Source organism: Streptomyces subrutilus (genome assembly GCF_008704535.1).
Classification (GTDB): Bacteria; Actinomycetota; Actinomycetes; order Streptomycetales; family Streptomycetaceae; genus Streptomyces; species Streptomyces subrutilus.
This window is the reverse complement of record NZ_CP023701.1, coordinates 3,556,799-3,572,455: the sequence shown is the minus strand read 5'-3', so window position 1 is coordinate 3,572,455 and position 15,657 is coordinate 3,556,799. Positions and strand designations below refer to the sequence as shown.

Below are 15,657 nucleotides of genomic sequence, written 5' to 3'. Positions count from 1 at the left end.
GGTGATGCGCACCCCTTCGCGGAGGGTGTCCGGCGCACTACGCTTGGCCGATCGGCGGCAACGACTGATCGGAGCCCGCGTGGCCTGTGACCTGTGGCTGGTCCCCCTTGTCGACGTGCTGTGCCACAGCCCCGACAACCCCTTCGCGGAAGAGATCGCCGCCTACGACAAGGCGCTGGGCGAGGCCGGACTGCCGTCCGTGCCCGTCTTCGCGTACATGCCCGGCCTGAGCGGGGACGTCGCCCCGGTCGCCGGCTTCGACTACGACGCCCTGCACTTCCTGCGGCGGGCCTACCTGCTCCAGCTCTGCGGCCTGCCGGTGACCCCGGTGGACGAGCTGGGCGGGGACTACGAGCAGCTGCTGGAGATGTTCGAGCCCACCGCGCAGCAGTCGCACCTGGTGTGGCACTACGACCACGCCGGGGCCTACGTCCCGGTGGACTTCGCGGCGCCGCTGGCCAACGAGGAGCTGCTCTCCGGCGGCGGGCCGCTGGGGTCCGCGCAGGGCCTGCTGCGGGAGCTGCTGTTCGTGGCGCCCGCCATCGGGATAGACCCGGGCAACCCGCCCGCGCCCCCCGCGCCGCCCGGCCGCCCGACCTCACTGGAGGAGCCGGCGGGGCCGATCCCGTACGACGACAGCCCCTTCGCCCGGGAGCGGCACGTCTGGCTCGGGCTGCACGCGGCCGCGACGCGGAGCCTCGGCCAGGGCTCGATGATCATCTTCAGCTGACCGGCGACCGCCCGGTGCGGGCCCGCCGGTACGGCCGCCCCGCACCCCGCCCGCCGGCGGGTCTACCTCGGCTGCTCCGGCGGGCGCTGGCGCGGCATGTTCGGCCGGGTCCCGGGGGGCAGCGGGAAGCGGGCCGGCGGGACGGCGGCGTCCGGACGGCCCGCGGACGCGCCCAGCGACTGCATCACCAGCGGCGCGGGCCCGGCCCGGAACTCCACCATCCAGTCCGCCGTCTCCGAGCGCACCAGCTCGGTGACGTCCTCGGAGAACCGGCGCAGCACGGTCAGGCACCGCTCGGCGGCCTCGCTCGCGGTGCCGTCGGTGGGCCCGAGCACCTCCCGTACGTTCTCCGACGCCCAGTCGAACTGGAGCGTCTGGAGCCGGCGCTGCACGGCCTGCGCGGTCGCCACGTCCCGCATCCAGCCGGACGTGAGACCGAAGAACCGGTCGCAGCCCAGGGCGGCCGCGCCCAGCAGCAGCGCCAGGTACCCGTACGCGGCCCCGCCCGGGACCGAGCCGGTCAGGTCCAGCAGCGGCATGGCCGCGCCCGTGACGGCGCCCGCCGCGGCGGCGACGCGCAGCAGCCGGGCCCCGCGCCGCTTCCACGCCCGGTCGGACAGGTACCACTCGGCGGTGCGCAGCGCGTCGTCCTCGACCCGGCGGTAGAGCTCGTCGAGCCGCTCCGCGGGTTCGCCCCAGTCCCCGAGGGGGAACGGCCGTCCGGTCAGGTCGCCCGCCGGCATCGGCCCGCCGCCCTCCTCCCGGGGTGGGCCCTCGGGCTGCATCTCCGGCTGGCTCACCCGGCACTCCCTCTGCCTGCGCTGACGTGTGGTGGTGCGCGTGTGCGCAATGGTGCGCATGCTCTTCCTACCTTCGAATGACGGGCCGCGGACGACGCTTCCCCGGATTTCCGCCCGCAAGGAGCCCTCCAGCAGGTGCGCGCACGCCCCGACTCTCACTCGAAAGAGTTGGTCCTCTCGGCGTAGGGCGTGGTGCCCGGGGAGCACGTAGGCTCGGATTGACCAGTGCATCGCGACCCGACGTCGCGATCGGACGTCCCGAGCCAGAGAGTGAGTGACCTGTGATTCCCGGTGGTGGCCCCGACATGCAGCAGCTGCTCCAGCAGGCCCAGAAGATGCAGCAGGACCTCGCCGCGGCCCAGGAGGAGCTGGCCCTGGCCGAGGTCGAGGGCCAGGCCGGCGGCGGCCTGGTCAAGGCGACCGTCAACGGTTCCGGCGAGCTGCGCGCCCTGGTGATCGACCCGAAGGCGGTGGACCCGGAGGACACCGAGACCCTCGCCGACCTGGTGGTCGCGGCGGTCCAGGCGGCCAACGAGAACGCCCAGGCGCTCCAGCAGGAGAAGCTGGGCCCCCTGGCCCAGGGCCTGGGCGGCGGCAGCGGCATCCCCGGGCTCCCCTTCTAGCAGCCAGCCCCCCAGCCGCCCCCGGCACCGGCACCTCCCGGGGAAACCGAAGCGAAAGAAGGCAGTCCGTTGTACGAAGGCGTGGTCCAGGACCTGATCGACGAACTGGGCAGGCTGCCCGGCGTCGGGCCCAAGAGCGCGCAGCGGATCGCCTTCCACATCCTGCAGACCGAGCCCACCGACGTCCGCCGCCTCGCGCACGCGCTGCTGGAGGTCAAGGACAAGGTCCGGTTCTGCGCGGTGTGCGGGAACGTGGCGCAGGAGGAGCGGTGCGGGATCTGCCGCGATCCGCGCCGCGACACGACGGTCATCTGCGTCGTGGAGGAGCCCAAGGACGTCGTCGCGATCGAGCGGACCCGCGAGTTCCGGGGCAAGTACCACGTCCTCGGCGGCGCGATCAGCCCGATCGAGGGCGTCGGACCGGACGACCTGCGCATCCGGGAGCTGCTGACGCGCCTCGCGGACGGGGTGGTGACCGAGCTGATCCTCGCCACCGACCCGAACCTGGAGGGCGAGGCGACGGCGACGTACCTCGCCCGCATGATCAAGCCCATGGGCCTGAAGGTCACCCGTCTGGCCAGCGGGCTCCCCGTCGGGGGAGATCTGGAGTACGCGGACGAGGTCACGCTGGGGCGGGCCTTTGAGGGAAGGCGACTACTCGATGTCTGACGCAACGCTGCACGCCCTGGGTCAGGACCCGGACGACTTCGCCGTCCAGATCTCGGACCAGATCGAGTCCTTCATCGTCGCGGTCACCGAGGTGGCCAAGGGGGAGGACCCCGACAGCGCGGTGCCCTTCCTCCTCCTGGAGGTGTCCCAGCTGCTGCTCGCGGGCGGCCGGCTGGGCGCGTACCAGGACGTGCTGCCCGAGGAGCGGTACGAGCCGGACCTCGGACCCGAGCCGGACGTGGACGACCTGCGCGAGCGCTTCGCGCTGATGCTGGAGCCGGTCGACGTCTACTCCGAGGTCTTCGACCCCTACGAGCCGCGCAAGGCCCCGGTCCCGCACCGCATCTCCGACGACCTGGCGGACGTGGTCGCCGACCTGCGGCACGGGCTGATCCACTACCAGGCCGACCGGATCACCGAGGCGCTGTGGTGGTGGCAGTTCTCGTACTTCACCAACTGGGGGCCGACCGCTTCGGCGACCCTGCGCGCCCTGCAGTCGCTGGTGGCGCACGTGCGGCTGGACCAGCCGCTGGCGGCCCTGGACGGGCTGGACACCGACGAGGACCTGGCCGAGGAAGAGCTCGCGGAGCAGGCCGGCCGGGTCATGGCGGAAGAGCTCGGCGGCCTCGGCCGCAGCTGAGCGGCGGCGGACTCCGCGCAGGTCAGTGGCCTGTACGGGAACCAATTCGTTGATCTTTTCGTCTCATGATGTGGTACGAAGCGGTCGGATGGCGGCCGCTCGTTAGACTGCACCAGCAATGAGACGGACTGAGCGAGGAGCGCACGTGGGCCTTGTCGTGCAGAAGTACGGAGGCTCCTCCGTAGCCGATGCCGAGGGCATCAAGCGTGTCGCCAAGCGGATCGTCGATGCCAAGAAGAACGGCCACCAGGTGGTCGTCGTGGTATCGGCGATGGGCGACACGACGGACGAGCTGATCGATCTGGCCGAGCAGGTGTCCCCGATGCCTGCGGGCCGGGAGTTCGACATGCTGCTGACCGCCGGAGAGCGGATCTCCATGGCCCTGCTGGCCATGGCGATCAAAAACCTGGGCCACGAGGCCCAGTCGTTCACCGGCAGCCAGGCAGGCGTCATCACCGACTCGGTCCACAACAAGGCGCGCATCATCGATGTCACGCCGGGCCGTATCCGCACCGCGCTGGACGAGGGCAACATCGCCATCGTCGCCGGCTTCCAGGGCGTGTCCGCGGACTCCAAGGACATCACCACCCTGGGCCGCGGCGGCTCGGACACCACCGCCGTGGCGCTGGCCGCGGCGCTGGACGCCGAGGTCTGCGAGATCTACACCGATGTCGACGGCGTCTTCACCGCGGACCCCCGCGTCGTGAAGAAGGCCCGGAAGATCGACTGGATCTCCTCCGAGGACATGCTGGAGCTCGCCGCCTCCGGTTCCAAGGTGCTGCTGCACCGCTGCGTCGAATACGCACGCCGATACGACATCCCGATCCACGTCCGCTCGTCCTTCTCGGGACTGCCGGGCACCTGGGTCAGCAACGAGAATCCGCAAGGGGACGCGCAGGTGGAGCACGCCATCATCTCCGGAGTCGCGCACGACGTCTCCGAAGCCAAGATCACCGTCGTCGGCGTCCCGGACAAGCCGGGCGAGGCCGCGGCGATCTTCCGCGCCATCGCCGACGCGGAGATCAACATCGACATGATCGTGCAGAACGTGTCGGCGGCCTCGACGGGTCTGACCGACATCTCCTTCACCCTCCCCAAGGCCGAGGGCCACAAGGCCATCGACGCCTTGGAGAAGGCGAAGGGCACGATCGGCTTCGACTCGCTGCGCTACGACGACCAGATCGGCAAGATCTCCCTGGTCGGCGCGGGCATGAAGACCAACCCGGGCGTCACCGCCGCCTTCTTCCAGGCGCTGTCCGACGCGGGCGTCAACATCGAGCTGATCTCCACCTCCGAGATCCGCATCTCGGTCGTCACCCGCCAGGACGACGTCAACGAGGCCGTCCGCGCCGTGCACACGGCCTTCGGCCTCGACTCCGACAACGACGAGGCCGTCGTCTACGGAGGCACCGGACGATGACCCCCGCCCGGTCCTCCGCCCCGGCGCTCGCCGTGGTCGGGGCGACCGGAGCGGTGGGCTCCGTCCTGCTCCGGATCCTGTCCCAGCGGGCGGACGTCTGGGGCACCATCCGCCTGATCGCCTCCGCGCGCTCGGCCGGCCGCACGCTGGCCGTCCGCGCGGAGGAGACCGAGGTGCTCGCCCTCACCGAGGACGCCTTCGACGGCCTCGGACCGGGCGACGTCGTGGTCTTCCTCACCCCGGCCGAGGTCTCGGCCCGGTGGGCGCCCGTCGTCGCCACCCGCGGAGCCGTCGTGGTGGACCAGTCCGCCGCCTTCCGCGAGGACCCCGAGGTGCCCCTGGTGGTGCCCGAGGTCAACGGGCACGCCGTACGGATGCGGCCGCGCGGGATCGTCGCGGGCCCGGACTGCGTGACCGCCGCGATGATCGCGGCCCTCGGCGCCCTGCACGCCGAGTACTCCCTGGCCGACCTGGCCGTCTCCTCGTACCAGGCCGCGGGCGCCGCCGGACGCGCCGGCACCGAGGTGCTGCGCCGCCAGCTGTCCCTGGTCGCCGGGACCTCCCTCGGCGAGCAGCCCGGGGACGTGCGCCGTGCGGTCGGCGAGGACACCGGCCCCTTCGCGGCCCCGCTCGCCCTCAACGTCGTGCCCTGGTCGGGCGAGTTGCGCGAGGGCGGCTGGTCCTCGCACGAGCTCGCCGTGCGGTCCGAGACCCGCCGGATCCTGGGCCTGGAGCGGCTCCCGGTGTCGGTGACCTGCGTGCAGGTGCCGGTGCTGACCGGGCATTCGCTGACCGTGCGGGCGCGGTTCGAGAAGGTCGTGGACGCCGCGCACGCCCGGGACATCCTCAAGTCCGCGCCCGGTGTGGTGCTCGTGGACGACCCGGCGGCCGGCGAGTTCCCGACCCCGGCGGACGCCGCCGGCACGGATCCGGCCTGGGTGGGACGGGTGCGTGCGTCCCTCGACGAGCCGCGCGCGCTGGAGTTCTTCGTGTGCGCCGACAACCTGCGCAAGGGCGCCGCCCTGAACGCCACGCAGATCGCGGAACTGATCGCGGGTGAACGTGCGTAATCCGCTTTGTAGGATCGGTGCTGATCCCTTGATCAAGGTGATGGCCCGACCGCCGTCTCGACCGAACGGGGCGCAATCGGGAAGAGCGGGTACGCATGAGGGCCATGGGGATGTCACCGGAGAGGTCGCCCCGCGCGTACAACCCTGACGGGACCGCGCGCGTCCTACTGGCGTGGCAGAGGCACTTCTGGACCTGGCCGTCCTCCCGGCGCGCACCGGGCTCGTCCCCCCGCGCCGGCATCCCCGTACGCCCGGCGGCGGTTTCCCCGTGATCGTGCCCGTTCCGCCCGCGGAGCCGCCCCCCGAGGCGTCCGTACGGGATCCCGCACCGCTCCCGGCCACCCGTCCGCCCGCGCCGCGCGAGGACGCGGGACCCGCCGCCGGCGGGGAGGCGGCGGTGGTGGCGGGCACCACCGTCGACCACCTCACCGAGACCTACCGCGCCCACTACCGCTCGCTCCTGGGCCTGGCCGCGCTGCTCCTGGACGACACCGCCTCCTGCGAGGACGTGGTCCAGGAGGCCTTCATCCGCGTCCACTCGGCCCGCAGCCGCGTCCGCGACCGGGACAAGACCCTGGCCTACCTGCGCCAGACCGTCGTCAACCTCTCCCGCTCCGCGCTGCGCCGCCGCATCCTCGGCCTCAAGCTGCTGTCGAAGCCGATGCCGGACATGGCGAGCGCCGAGGAGGGCGCGTACGACCAGCTCGAACGGGACGACCTGATCAAGTCGATGCGCGGGCTCCAGCGGCGCCAGCGCGAGGTGCTGGTGCTGCGCTACTTCGCGGACATGACGGAGGCCCAGGTGGCCGAGACGCTCGGCATTTCGATCGGTTCGGTGAAGGCGTACGGTTCGCGGGGCATTGCCGCGCTGCGGGTCGCGATGGAGGCTGCGCAGTCATGAGGGACGACCACACCCCGCCGGGCGGGGCGAGCGAGGAACGGGCCCTGCGCGGGCTGCTGCACGGGGCCGTCGAGGGACTGGAGCCCTCCGAGGGGTCGCTGGAGCGGCTGCGGTGCGCCGTCCCCGCGCGCCGCGCCCGCAAGCGCCGGACCCTCGTCGGGGCGGCCGCGGTCGCCCTGCTCGCCGGGACCGCGGTCCCGGCCGCCGTCCACCTCACGGGCGAGGACGCCTCCACCGCCGACCGCTCGGCCGTGGCGGGGCACGGCCGGCAGCAGGGCGCCGCGGAGGGCGCCGGCCCGTCCGACCCGCACCAGAACGGATCCGGAGTGCGGCCCAGCGCCCCGAGACCCGGTGGCGCCGGCCCCGGGGGCGGCGGGACCACCGGCCTGCCGGAGGCGGCCGGCGACGGACCGCGGACGGGCGGCTCCACCGCGGGCCCGTCCGGCACGGGCTCCCCGGCGGGTTCCTCCCTCGGCGCGGCCGGCGGGCTCCCCGGGACGGGGCCGCAGCCCCCGGCGGCGGCGGGGACCCCCGGGTGCGGCGCCGACCAGCTGGGGGTGGTGGGCTCCGCCCGGGCCCCCGGGGCCGACGGCAAGGTCTACGGCAGCTTCAAGGTCACCAACGTCTCCTCGCGCGGCTGCGTCGTCAGCGGCTCCGACAGCGTGACGGCGGCCGCCCTGCCCGGCGCCGCGCAGGGCGTCACCTCCGGGGTCCCGGTCGTCGGGCACCGGGCGGGGGACGCGGCGAGCGGGCTGCTGCCCGACCCTTCCGCGGAGCCGCCGCTGCTGGTGCTCCAGCCGAACACGGCGTACGAGGTGCGCTTCGCCTGGGTGCCGTCGGGGCAGACCTGTCCGGCGACGCCCGGTACCGGCCCGAACCCGCCGCAGGGCGAGTCCACGGGCGGCGCGGGCCGTCCGGACGGCGCCGCCGCGGACGGTGCGGCCGGTTCGAACACGGCCCCGGGCACGGACCCGCAGACGAGCCCGCCCGACCCGTCCGGCCTCGCGGTCTCGCACACCCCGGCGGCGGGCGCGCCGACCACCCGGACCACGATCCCCGAGGCCTGCGGGGGGACGCTCTACCGCACGGGGGCGATCCCGCTGGAGCCGGCGAAGCCGTAGCCGTAGCCGTAGCCGCGGCGCCGGCCGTGGCCGACGAAGCCGTGGCCGCCCGGCCCGGAGGCGGCTCGGGCGGCGGGGGCGTCAGGTGCGCGGGGAGGCCGCTTCGGCGGGGGCCGCGGGCTCGGCGGGTCCGCTCGGGGGCGCGGCCCCGGACTCGGCCCCGGCCGTACCGGCCGCGTCCAGCAGGCCGGCCTCGGCGTCGCGGAGGGTCTCGATCTCGCGGCGGTAGAGCCGGAACCACATGAAGAGGACGAAGGCGACGAAGACGAACCACTCACCGGTGTAGCCGAGGTTCTGGAAGGCCTTCAGGTCGAGCCCGGTGTCGTTGGGCGCCGCCGCCGGCACCGGGCGCATCCCCTCCGAGGGGGTCTGCACGGTCAGCCAGGCGTCGTACAGGTCGTACGGAACGATGTTGATCAGCGAGGCCGCGCCGATCACGCCCAGCTGCCCGGCCGGCAGCCCGCCCTGGGAGTGGACCCCCTTGGTGCCGCCGTTCTCCGAGGGTTGCAGGGCTCCGGTGACCTCCACCCGCCCGGTCGGCGCGGCGGGCGCCACCGCCGGGTCCGCCGGACCCGGCAGCCAGCCCCGGACGACCGGGACGGCCTTGCCGGAGTCGGTCTTCAGCAGGGTCAGCACGTAGAAGCCGGACGCGCCGTCGAGGTTCCGCTCCGGGACGAGCAACTGCTCGCCGTACTCCCCGGAGGCGAAGGCCAGCCGTCCGGAGGTCGTCTTGTCCACCGGGAGCAGCGAGTCCAGCGGGGCGGCCGCCCGGTCGGCGGGGCGCGCCGAGGTGGCCTCCCGGTGGCTGTCGACGCGGTCCTCGAACCGGCCGAGCTGCCACGACCCCATGAACAGGCAGAAGGGGACCGCCAGCAGGACGAAGACGTTGATCCCCCACCAGCGCGGGGTCAGGAGAAACCGGTGCACCCCACCACCGTACGGGGGTGCACCGGCGCGGCCCGCGTCGGGGCACGTACCGCGGGTCAGTGCGGCAGGTGCTTCAGGGCGAACTCCAGCTCCATCCGGACCTGCTTGATCCGCTCCTCCACCACCAGCGAACCGTGCCCGGCCTCGTAGCGGTACACCTCGTGCACCGCCCCGCGCTCCGCCAGCCGGTCCACGTAGTTCTCGATCTGCCGGATCGGGCAGCGCGGGTCGTTGACCCCCGCCGCGATGTGCACCGGGGCCGTCACCGCGTCCACGTACGTCAGCGGCGACGAGGCCGCGAAGCGCTCCGGCACCTCCTGCGGCGTGCCCCCGAAGAGGGTGCGGTCCAGGGACTTCAGCGCCTCCATCTCGTCGTGGTAGGCCGTCACGTAGTCCGCGACCGGTACGGCCGCCAGCCCGACCGCCCAGGCTCCGGGCTGCGTGCCCAGGCCCAGCAGCGTCAGGTAGCCGCCCCAGGAGCCGCCCGAGAGGACCAGCCGCGCCGGGTCCGCGAGCCCGCTCGCGACGGCCCACTCGCGGACCGCCGCGATGTCCTCCAGCTCGATCAGGCCGACCCGGTGCTTGAGGGCGTCGGTCCATTCGCGCCCGTAGCCGGTCGAGCCCCGGTAGTTGACGCGGACCACCGCGAACCCGTGGTCCAGCCAGGCCGCCGGCGCCGACGCGAAGGCGTCGCTGTCGTGCCAGGTCGGCCCGCCGTGGATCTCGAAGACCGTCGGGAAGGGGCCGTCGCCGCGGCCCGCGGGCCGCTGCGCCAGCGCGTGGACGCGCCCGCCCGGGCCCTCCACCCACACGTCCTCCACCGGCACCGACCCGGGCGCCCGGAACCCGGGCGGGTCCAGGACGACCCCGCCCGCGGTGGACCGCACGGTCGGCGGCTCGGCGGCCGAGGACCACTGGTACTCCACCGTCCCGTCGGGGCGGGCCGTCGCACCCGACACCGTGCCCGGGGGCGTCTCCACCGCGACGAGGGACCGCGCGGCCAGGTCGTAGCGCCACAGCTCGCTGCGCGCCTCGAAGCCGTGCGCGATCAGCAGCGCCGACCCGTCCGGGTACCACTCCGCGCTGACGTCGCCCGGCAGTTCGATGCCGAGCTCCGTCTCGGTGCCCGATGCCACGTCCCACACCATCGGCTCCCAGCGGCCGCGCCGCTGGTGGCCGACGAGCAGCCGGGTGTCGCCCGCGACCGGGGCGAAGCCGAGCACCTCCAGGCCGAGCTCCTCGGTGCCGCCGCGCGAGTCGTCCAGCTCGGCGACGGTGGCGCCGTCGAGGTCGAGCACGCGCAGGGCCGAGTGCATCGCGTCGCCGTGCTCGGTGTGCTCGACCGCCACCAGCGTCCCGTCCCGCGACAGGTCGCCGACGCCCGCGGACTCGCGGTGCCGGTAGATCACGGTGGGCGCCGAACCGTCGGGCCGTACCACGTGGATCGTGGTGCCGTCCTCGTCCGTGGACCGGCCGACGACCGCCGTCCCGTCCCGGCCCAGGGCCAGACCTGCCGGGTACGAGGGCTCCAGGCCGGGGGTGGCCGGCTCGTCGGGGCCGCCCGCGAAGGGCTGGCGCACCCAGGTGCCGAACTCGTCGCCGTCGGTGTCGGAGAACCACCAGATCCACTCGCCGTCCGGCGAGAGGGTGCCGTCGGTGGTGCCGTTGGGGCGGTCGGTGGCCTGCCGCTGGGCGCCGGTGGCGCGGTCCCAGGCGTAGAGCTCGAACGTCCCGGTCGCGTTGGAGACGAAGAGCGAACGGTCCGGCGCGTCCTCGGCCCACTCGGGCAGCCCGACGCGCGGGGCCCGGAACCGCTTCTCCCAGTCGGGGGTCACGTCGGTGGTCACATCGCTGTCGCTGGTCATGGCCCCATTCTTGCCGCACGCCCGCCCCGCCCGCCGACCGCTCCGCCGGTCCCCCGCACGCCGACGGCACCGCCCCGCCCGCCGGACCCGCCCGCCGGACCCGCCGCGACGCACCCCGTCCGGCCCACCCCCGACACGCGCCGCGCACCCGGCCCGCTGCGTACGCTGGCGCGATGCGGATGATCGTCCGGGGCGCCCGGCTGCTGCACGACGAGGGCCACGCCGGCGGGCACGGCGGGCTGTGCGACGTGGAGGTGGGCGAGGACGGCCGGATCGCGCGGGTCCTGCCGTACGACGACCAGAAGGAGCCGCCCGCCACGGGCGTGCTCGTCGAGGCCCGCGGCGGCCTGCTCACCGCCCCCTTCGTCGAACCGCACATCCACCTCGACACGGCGCTGACTGCCGGCGAACCGCGCCCCAACGCCTCCGGCACCCTGTGGGAGGGCATCGCCTGCTGGAGCGAACGCAAGCGCACCCTGACCCGCGAGGACGTCGTCGCCCGCGCCACCGAGGTGCTGCGCTGGCAGGCGGCGCACGGCGTGCTGCACGTGCGCACCCACTGCGACACCACCGACCCCCGCCTGACCGCCCTCGACGCCCTGCTCGAAGTGCGCGACAGGGTAAGGGACTTCATGACCCTGCAGATCGTGGCCTTCCCGCAGGAGGGCATCGTCTCCTTCCCGGACGGCGAGGCGCTGCTGCGCGAGGCGGTCCGGCGCGGCGCGGACGTCGTCGGCGCCATCCCGCACTTCGAGGACACCCGCGAGGACGGGGTGGCCTCGCTGCACACCGCGTTCGCCCTCGCCGAACGGCACGGCCTGCGGCTCGACGCGCACTGCGACGAGATCGACGACGAGCAGTCCCGCTTCGTCGAGGTGCTGGCCGCCCTCGCACTGCGCTCGGGCCTGCGCGAGCGGGCCACCGCCTCCCACACGACGGCGATGGGCTCCTACAACGGCGCCTACGCCTACAAGCTCCGGCGGCTGCTGTCCCGTTCGGGCGTCAACCTGGTCTCCAACCCCTTCGCCAACCTCGCCCTCCAGGGCCGCTTCGACGGCTACCCCCGGCGGCGCGGCCTCACCCAGGTCAAGGAGCTGCTCGCGGCCGGGGTCAACGTGGCCTTCGGCCACGACGACGTGATGGACCCCTGGAACCCGCTCGGCACCGGCAACCCGCTCCAGACCGCCCTCGTCGGCATCTACGCCGCCCAGCTCACCGGCGCCGACGAGATCCCCGAGGCGTTCGCGATGGTGACGGACCGCGCCGCGCGGGTGCTGGGCCTGACGGCCGCCGAGTACGGCATCACCCCGGGCGCCCCCGCCTCCTTCGTCGTGCTCCCGGCCCCGACCCCGCAGGAGGCCGTCCGCCGCCAGGTCCGCCCCCGGTACGTCGTCGCGCACGGCCGCGTCCTCGCCGAGACCCCGCCGGCCCCCGCGCGGCTGTCGTGGCCCGGCGAAGCGCTCACGGAGGTCGACTTCGCCCTGCGTCCGGCCTGAAGGCGCGGCCGGACCGGGCGGGGCGGTGCCCGGCGGCCGTGGCAGTCTTGACGCGCGCGGACGGCGCGTCGACGGGGCGCGGGCGGCACCCCGCGCGACCGGGGGAGGACGGCCATGGACGAGCGGGGCACCGGCGGGGAGCACCTGGCGCAGTACGCCGAGATCCTCCGGGCCGCGTGCGCCACGGGCCGCCACCTCACGCGCGACGAGCGCGACGCCCGCCGCGCCGAGGGGGAACGGGCGGCCGAGGCCGGCCACGGGCTGCGGACCCTGGTGCGCGCGCACCTGGCGACCGCCCGCGAGATCCAGCCCGGCCTGCCCGCCGGCACGGCGCGGCACCTCCTGGAGGCCGTGGAACAGGCGGTGGACGCGTTCGCCGAGGGCTACGAGCGGGCCCAGCGCGACGTCGTGCGCCGCGAGGAGGCCGCGCGCCGCGAGTTCGTCGACGACCTGCTGTACGGGCGCAGCGACCTGGGCCGGCTCGCGGAACGGGCGGCCCGCTTCGGCCTGCTGCTCTCCCGGGCCCACGCGGTGGCGGTGGCCGAGGGCCCGGAGCCGTACGGGGACGGCTTCCCCGTGGCCCGCGGCATCGAGTCCGCCGTCCTGGCCCGCTTCGGGGAGCGGAACATCCTGCTGACCACCAAGGAGGGCCGGCTGGTGTGCGTGGCCCCCGGCGACCAGCCCGACATCCTGGCCTTCTTCGCGAAGCGGGCCTACGCGGCGACCGGCGGGGGACGGGTGGCGATAGGGCGCGCGCACCCCGGCGCGGGCGGCGTCGTCCACAGCTACGAGGAAGCCCTCAACGCCCTCGGCCTCGCCGACCGGATGGAGCTGGAGGGGCCGCTGCTGCACGCCGCCGACCTGCTGGTCTACCCCGTCCTGGCCCGGGACCGGGAAGCCATGGAGGACCTGGTGGAGACCGTGCTCGGCCCGCTCCGCCAGGCCCGCGGCGGCGCGCGGCCGCTGCTCGACACCCTGCACGCCTACTTCGACAGCGGCTGCGTGGCCACCGAGGCGGCCCGCCGGCTCTCGCTCAGCGTGCGCGCGCTGACCTACCGGCTGCGCCGCATCCAGCTTCTGACCGGCGCGGACCCGGCCGATCCGCAGCACCGCTACACGCTGCAGACGGCGGCCATCGGGGCACGGCTGCTGGACTGGCCGCGGGCCGCGCGTTAAAGGACCGTAAAGATTGCCGACGGACGGCAATGTGCGTGCGGGACCCGCGCTGACACGATGCCGTTGTCCGGCGGGAGCGGGAGCACAGCGGGGGAGGGGCTCATGGGCTTGTTTCTGGGTCTCGGCATCGGGGGAACCGCCCTGCTGGCCCTCTCGCTCGCCCTGGACGGTCTGCTGGAGGGCGTCTTCGACGGTGCGCTCGGCGGACTGCTCGACGGGTGGCTGTCGCTTCCGGTGGTCGCGGGCTTCGTCTCGATGCTCGGTTTCACGGGGGCGATCGTGCTCGGGTCCACGGGACTCGGGCCGGGGGCGGCGGCCACCGCGGGCGCGGTGGCGGGGTCCGCGGCCGCCTGGGCGGCCTGGCGGGTCGGCCGGGCCCTGATGGCGGACCGCGGCGGGGCCGCACCGCGCGGGGAGGAACTGCTCGGCTCCGCCGGCACGGTGGTCACGCCGATCCCCGCCGGCGGGTACGGCGAGGTCCTGCTCCGGCTGGCCGGCCAGACCGTCAAGTACGCGGCGCTGGCCGACGGCCCGCTGGCCCGGGGCGCCGAGGTGTGGGTGGAGCGCACTCCCTCGCCGACCTCGGTCGTCGTCCGCGCCGTCGAGCGCTGACGGGCCCCGCACCGGCCCGGACACCAACGATCTGCCGCTTCGGGGGCAGGAGGGGAACACCCATGAGTCCAGTCGTCACCGCGGTCGTCGGAGTGCTCGTGCTCCTCGTCCTGCTCGCCCTGGTGGTGGTCACGCGCTACAAGGTCGCGGGCCCGAGCGAGGCGTTCATCATCACCGGCCGGCGCGGCAAGGAGTCCACCGACCCGCACACCGGCCAGGTCGTGACCGACAACAGCGGCCAGAAGGTCGTCGTGGGCGGCGGGGTCTTCGTCGTCCCCTTCGTGCAGCAGCGCTACACCCTCGACCTGTCCAGCCGCCACATCCCGATCGCGGTCCGCGGCGCCGTCACCCTGCGCGGCATCAAGGCCAACCTGGAGGGCGTCGCGATCGTCAAGGTCGGCGGCACCGAGGACGCCATCCGCGCCGCGGCCCAGCGCTTCCTGCAGCAGCAGGACGGCATCGTCGGATTCACCCAGGAGGTGCTCTCCGGCGCCCTGCGCGCCATCGTCGGCCGGATGTCGGTGGAGGACATCATCCGCGACCGCGCCGCGTTCGCCGGCCAGGTCGCGGAGGAGGCCGAGGCCAGCCTGTCCGGGCAGGGCCTCGTCCTGGACGCCTTCCAGATCCAGGACATCACCACGGAGGGCTCCTACCTCGAAGACCTCGGCCGGCCCGAGGCCGCCCGGGCCAGGCAGGAGGCCGACATCGCCGAGGCCAACTCCCGGCAGGCCGCCGAGCAGGCGCGGCTGCGGGCCGAGGAGGAGATCGCGGTGGCCCAGCGCACCCTGTACCTGCGCCAGGCCGAGATCAAGGCCGAGACGGACGCGGCCACCGCGCAGGCCAACGCGGCCGGCCCCCTCGCCGACGCCGACCGCCAGCAGCAGATCCTGGCCGAACAGGAGAAGGTCGCCGAGCGCCAGGCCGCGCTGACCGACCGGCAGCTCGACACCCAGGTCCGCAAGCCCGCCGACGCCCGCCGCTACCAGGCCGAGCAGGAGGCCGAGGCCCTGCGCGTGGCCCGGGTCAAGCAGGCCGAGGCCGAACGGCTGGCCGCCATCGCCGCCGCCCAAGGCGAGGCCGAACGGGCCCGCCTGACCGGTGAGGGAGAGAAGCAGCGCCGCTCCGCCCTGGCCGAGGCCGAGGCCGTCGAGGGCGCCAAGCGCGGCGAGGCCGAACGCGCCCGGCGCGCGGCCATCGCGGAGGCGGTCCGCCTGGAGGGCGACGCGGAGGCGGCGGCCATCGCGGCCAAGGGCGCGGCGGAGGCCGAGGCGATGCAGAAGAAGGCGGGCGCCTTCGAGAGCTACGGCGAAGCGGCGATGGTCCAGATGATGGTCGATGCCCTCCCCGAGGTGGTGGCCAAGGCGGCCGAACCCCTGGCGGCCGTCGACAGGATGACGGTCATCTCCACCGACGGCGCGGGCCAGCTCACCCGCACGGTCACCGACAACGTCACCCAGGGCATGGAGCTCCTGAGCTCCACCACCGGCGTCGACCTGGCCCAGCTCCTGAAGGGCCTCACCGCCCCGAAGGCCTCCGACGCCCCGGAGACGCCCGCCCTGAACGGGAAGATCGAGATCACCGGCTGACCGCCTGGTGACACCACCCCT

15 protein-coding genes are annotated in these 15,657 nt (G+C 74.5%); 12 read left to right on the top strand and 3 right to left on the bottom strand.

What is annotated here, in order from left to right:
* Window positions 1-79: 79 nt before the first annotated feature.
* Window positions 80-730: a hypothetical protein gene (locus CP968_RS15590; protein ID WP_150518591.1), complete on the top strand. Its 651-nt coding sequence runs from the start codon at window positions 80-82 to the stop codon at window positions 728-730.
* Between the two features lie 62 nt (window positions 731-792).
* Here CP968_RS15590 and CP968_RS15585 read toward each other — a convergent pair whose 3' ends face one another.
* Window positions 793-1,530: an SLATT domain-containing protein gene (locus tag CP968_RS15585; protein WP_189828987.1), complete on the bottom strand. Its 738-nt coding sequence runs from the start codon at window positions 1,528-1,530 to the stop codon at window positions 793-795.
* A 281-nt stretch (window positions 1,531-1,811) separates the two neighbouring features.
* Between CP968_RS15585 and CP968_RS15580 the strand changes: the two genes are divergently transcribed.
* The 7 genes from CP968_RS15580 to CP968_RS15550 all read left to right on the top strand — a co-directional run bounded on the left by CP968_RS15580 (window position 1,812) and on the right by CP968_RS15550 (window position 7,974).
* Window positions 1,812-2,153, top strand: coding sequence for a YbaB/EbfC family nucleoid-associated protein (locus CP968_RS15580; RefSeq protein WP_150518589.1), 342 nt, complete (start codon window positions 1,812-1,814; stop codon window positions 2,151-2,153).
* A gap of 69 nt (window positions 2,154-2,222) precedes the next feature.
* Window positions 2,223-2,822: a recombination mediator RecR gene (gene recR / locus CP968_RS15575; protein WP_150518588.1), complete on the top strand. Its 600-nt coding sequence runs from the start codon at window positions 2,223-2,225 to the stop codon at window positions 2,820-2,822.
* On the top strand, window positions 2,815-3,462 hold the full coding sequence (locus CP968_RS15570; RefSeq protein WP_150518587.1) for a DUF5063 domain-containing protein: 648 nt from the start codon (window positions 2,815-2,817) through the stop codon (window positions 3,460-3,462). The genes recR and CP968_RS15570 overlap by 8 nt, the downstream gene beginning before the upstream one ends.
* 145 nt (window positions 3,463-3,607) lie before the next feature.
* On the top strand, window positions 3,608-4,882 hold the full coding sequence (locus CP968_RS15565) for an aspartate kinase (protein ID WP_150518586.1): 1,275 nt from the start codon (window positions 3,608-3,610) through the stop codon (window positions 4,880-4,882).
* Entirely contained in the window at window positions 4,879-5,952 is a 1,074-nt protein-coding gene (locus CP968_RS15560; RefSeq protein WP_150518585.1) for an aspartate-semialdehyde dehydrogenase, read from the top strand. Before CP968_RS15565 ends, CP968_RS15560 begins: the two co-directional genes overlap by 4 nt.
* Before the next feature lie 172 nt (window positions 5,953-6,124).
* Window positions 6,125-6,853 carry a SigE family RNA polymerase sigma factor gene (locus CP968_RS15555; RefSeq protein ID WP_150518584.1) on the top strand — a complete coding sequence of 243 codons (729 nt, stop codon included), beginning with the start codon at window positions 6,125-6,127 and terminating at the stop codon, window positions 6,851-6,853.
* A complete protein-coding gene (locus CP968_RS15550; protein ID WP_150518583.1) occupies window positions 6,850-7,974 on the top strand; it encodes a hypothetical protein in 1,125 nt (374 codons plus the stop codon). Before CP968_RS15555 ends, CP968_RS15550 begins: the two co-directional genes overlap by 4 nt.
* Window positions 7,975-8,055: 81 nt before the next feature.
* On the opposite strand, the gene CP968_RS15545 is transcribed toward CP968_RS15550, so the two are convergent.
* The gene (locus CP968_RS15545) at window positions 8,056-8,901 is read right to left on the bottom strand and encodes an SURF1 family protein (protein WP_150518582.1); all 846 of its coding nucleotides are present in this window, start codon (window positions 8,899-8,901) and stop codon (window positions 8,056-8,058) included.
* A 56-nt stretch (window positions 8,902-8,957) separates the two neighbouring features.
* The gene (locus CP968_RS15540) at window positions 8,958-10,766 is read right to left on the bottom strand and encodes a S9 family peptidase (RefSeq protein WP_150518581.1); all 1,809 of its coding nucleotides are present in this window, start codon (window positions 10,764-10,766) and stop codon (window positions 8,958-8,960) included.
* A gap of 173 nt (window positions 10,767-10,939) precedes the next feature.
* Here CP968_RS15540 and codA point away from each other — a divergent pair, with 173 nt between their 5' ends.
* From codA to CP968_RS15520, 4 genes are all read left to right on the top strand, one after another.
* Entirely contained in the window at window positions 10,940-12,262 is a 1,323-nt protein-coding gene (gene codA, locus CP968_RS15535) for a cytosine deaminase (RefSeq protein ID WP_280116689.1), read from the top strand.
* Between the two features lie 114 nt (window positions 12,263-12,376).
* Window positions 12,377-13,438 carry a PucR family transcriptional regulator gene (locus CP968_RS15530; RefSeq protein WP_150518580.1) on the top strand — a complete coding sequence of 354 codons (1,062 nt, stop codon included), beginning with the start codon at window positions 12,377-12,379 and terminating at the stop codon, window positions 13,436-13,438.
* 102 nt (window positions 13,439-13,540) lie between these two features.
* The gene (locus CP968_RS15525) at window positions 13,541-14,050 is read left to right on the top strand and encodes a hypothetical protein (protein WP_150518579.1); all 510 of its coding nucleotides are present in this window, start codon (window positions 13,541-13,543) and stop codon (window positions 14,048-14,050) included.
* A 62-nt stretch (window positions 14,051-14,112) separates the two neighbouring features.
* Complete coding sequence (locus CP968_RS15520) at window positions 14,113-15,636, top strand: flotillin family protein (RefSeq protein WP_150518578.1); 1,524 nt, start codon at window positions 14,113-14,115, stop codon at window positions 15,634-15,636.
* Window positions 15,637-15,657: the final 21 nt, after the last annotated feature.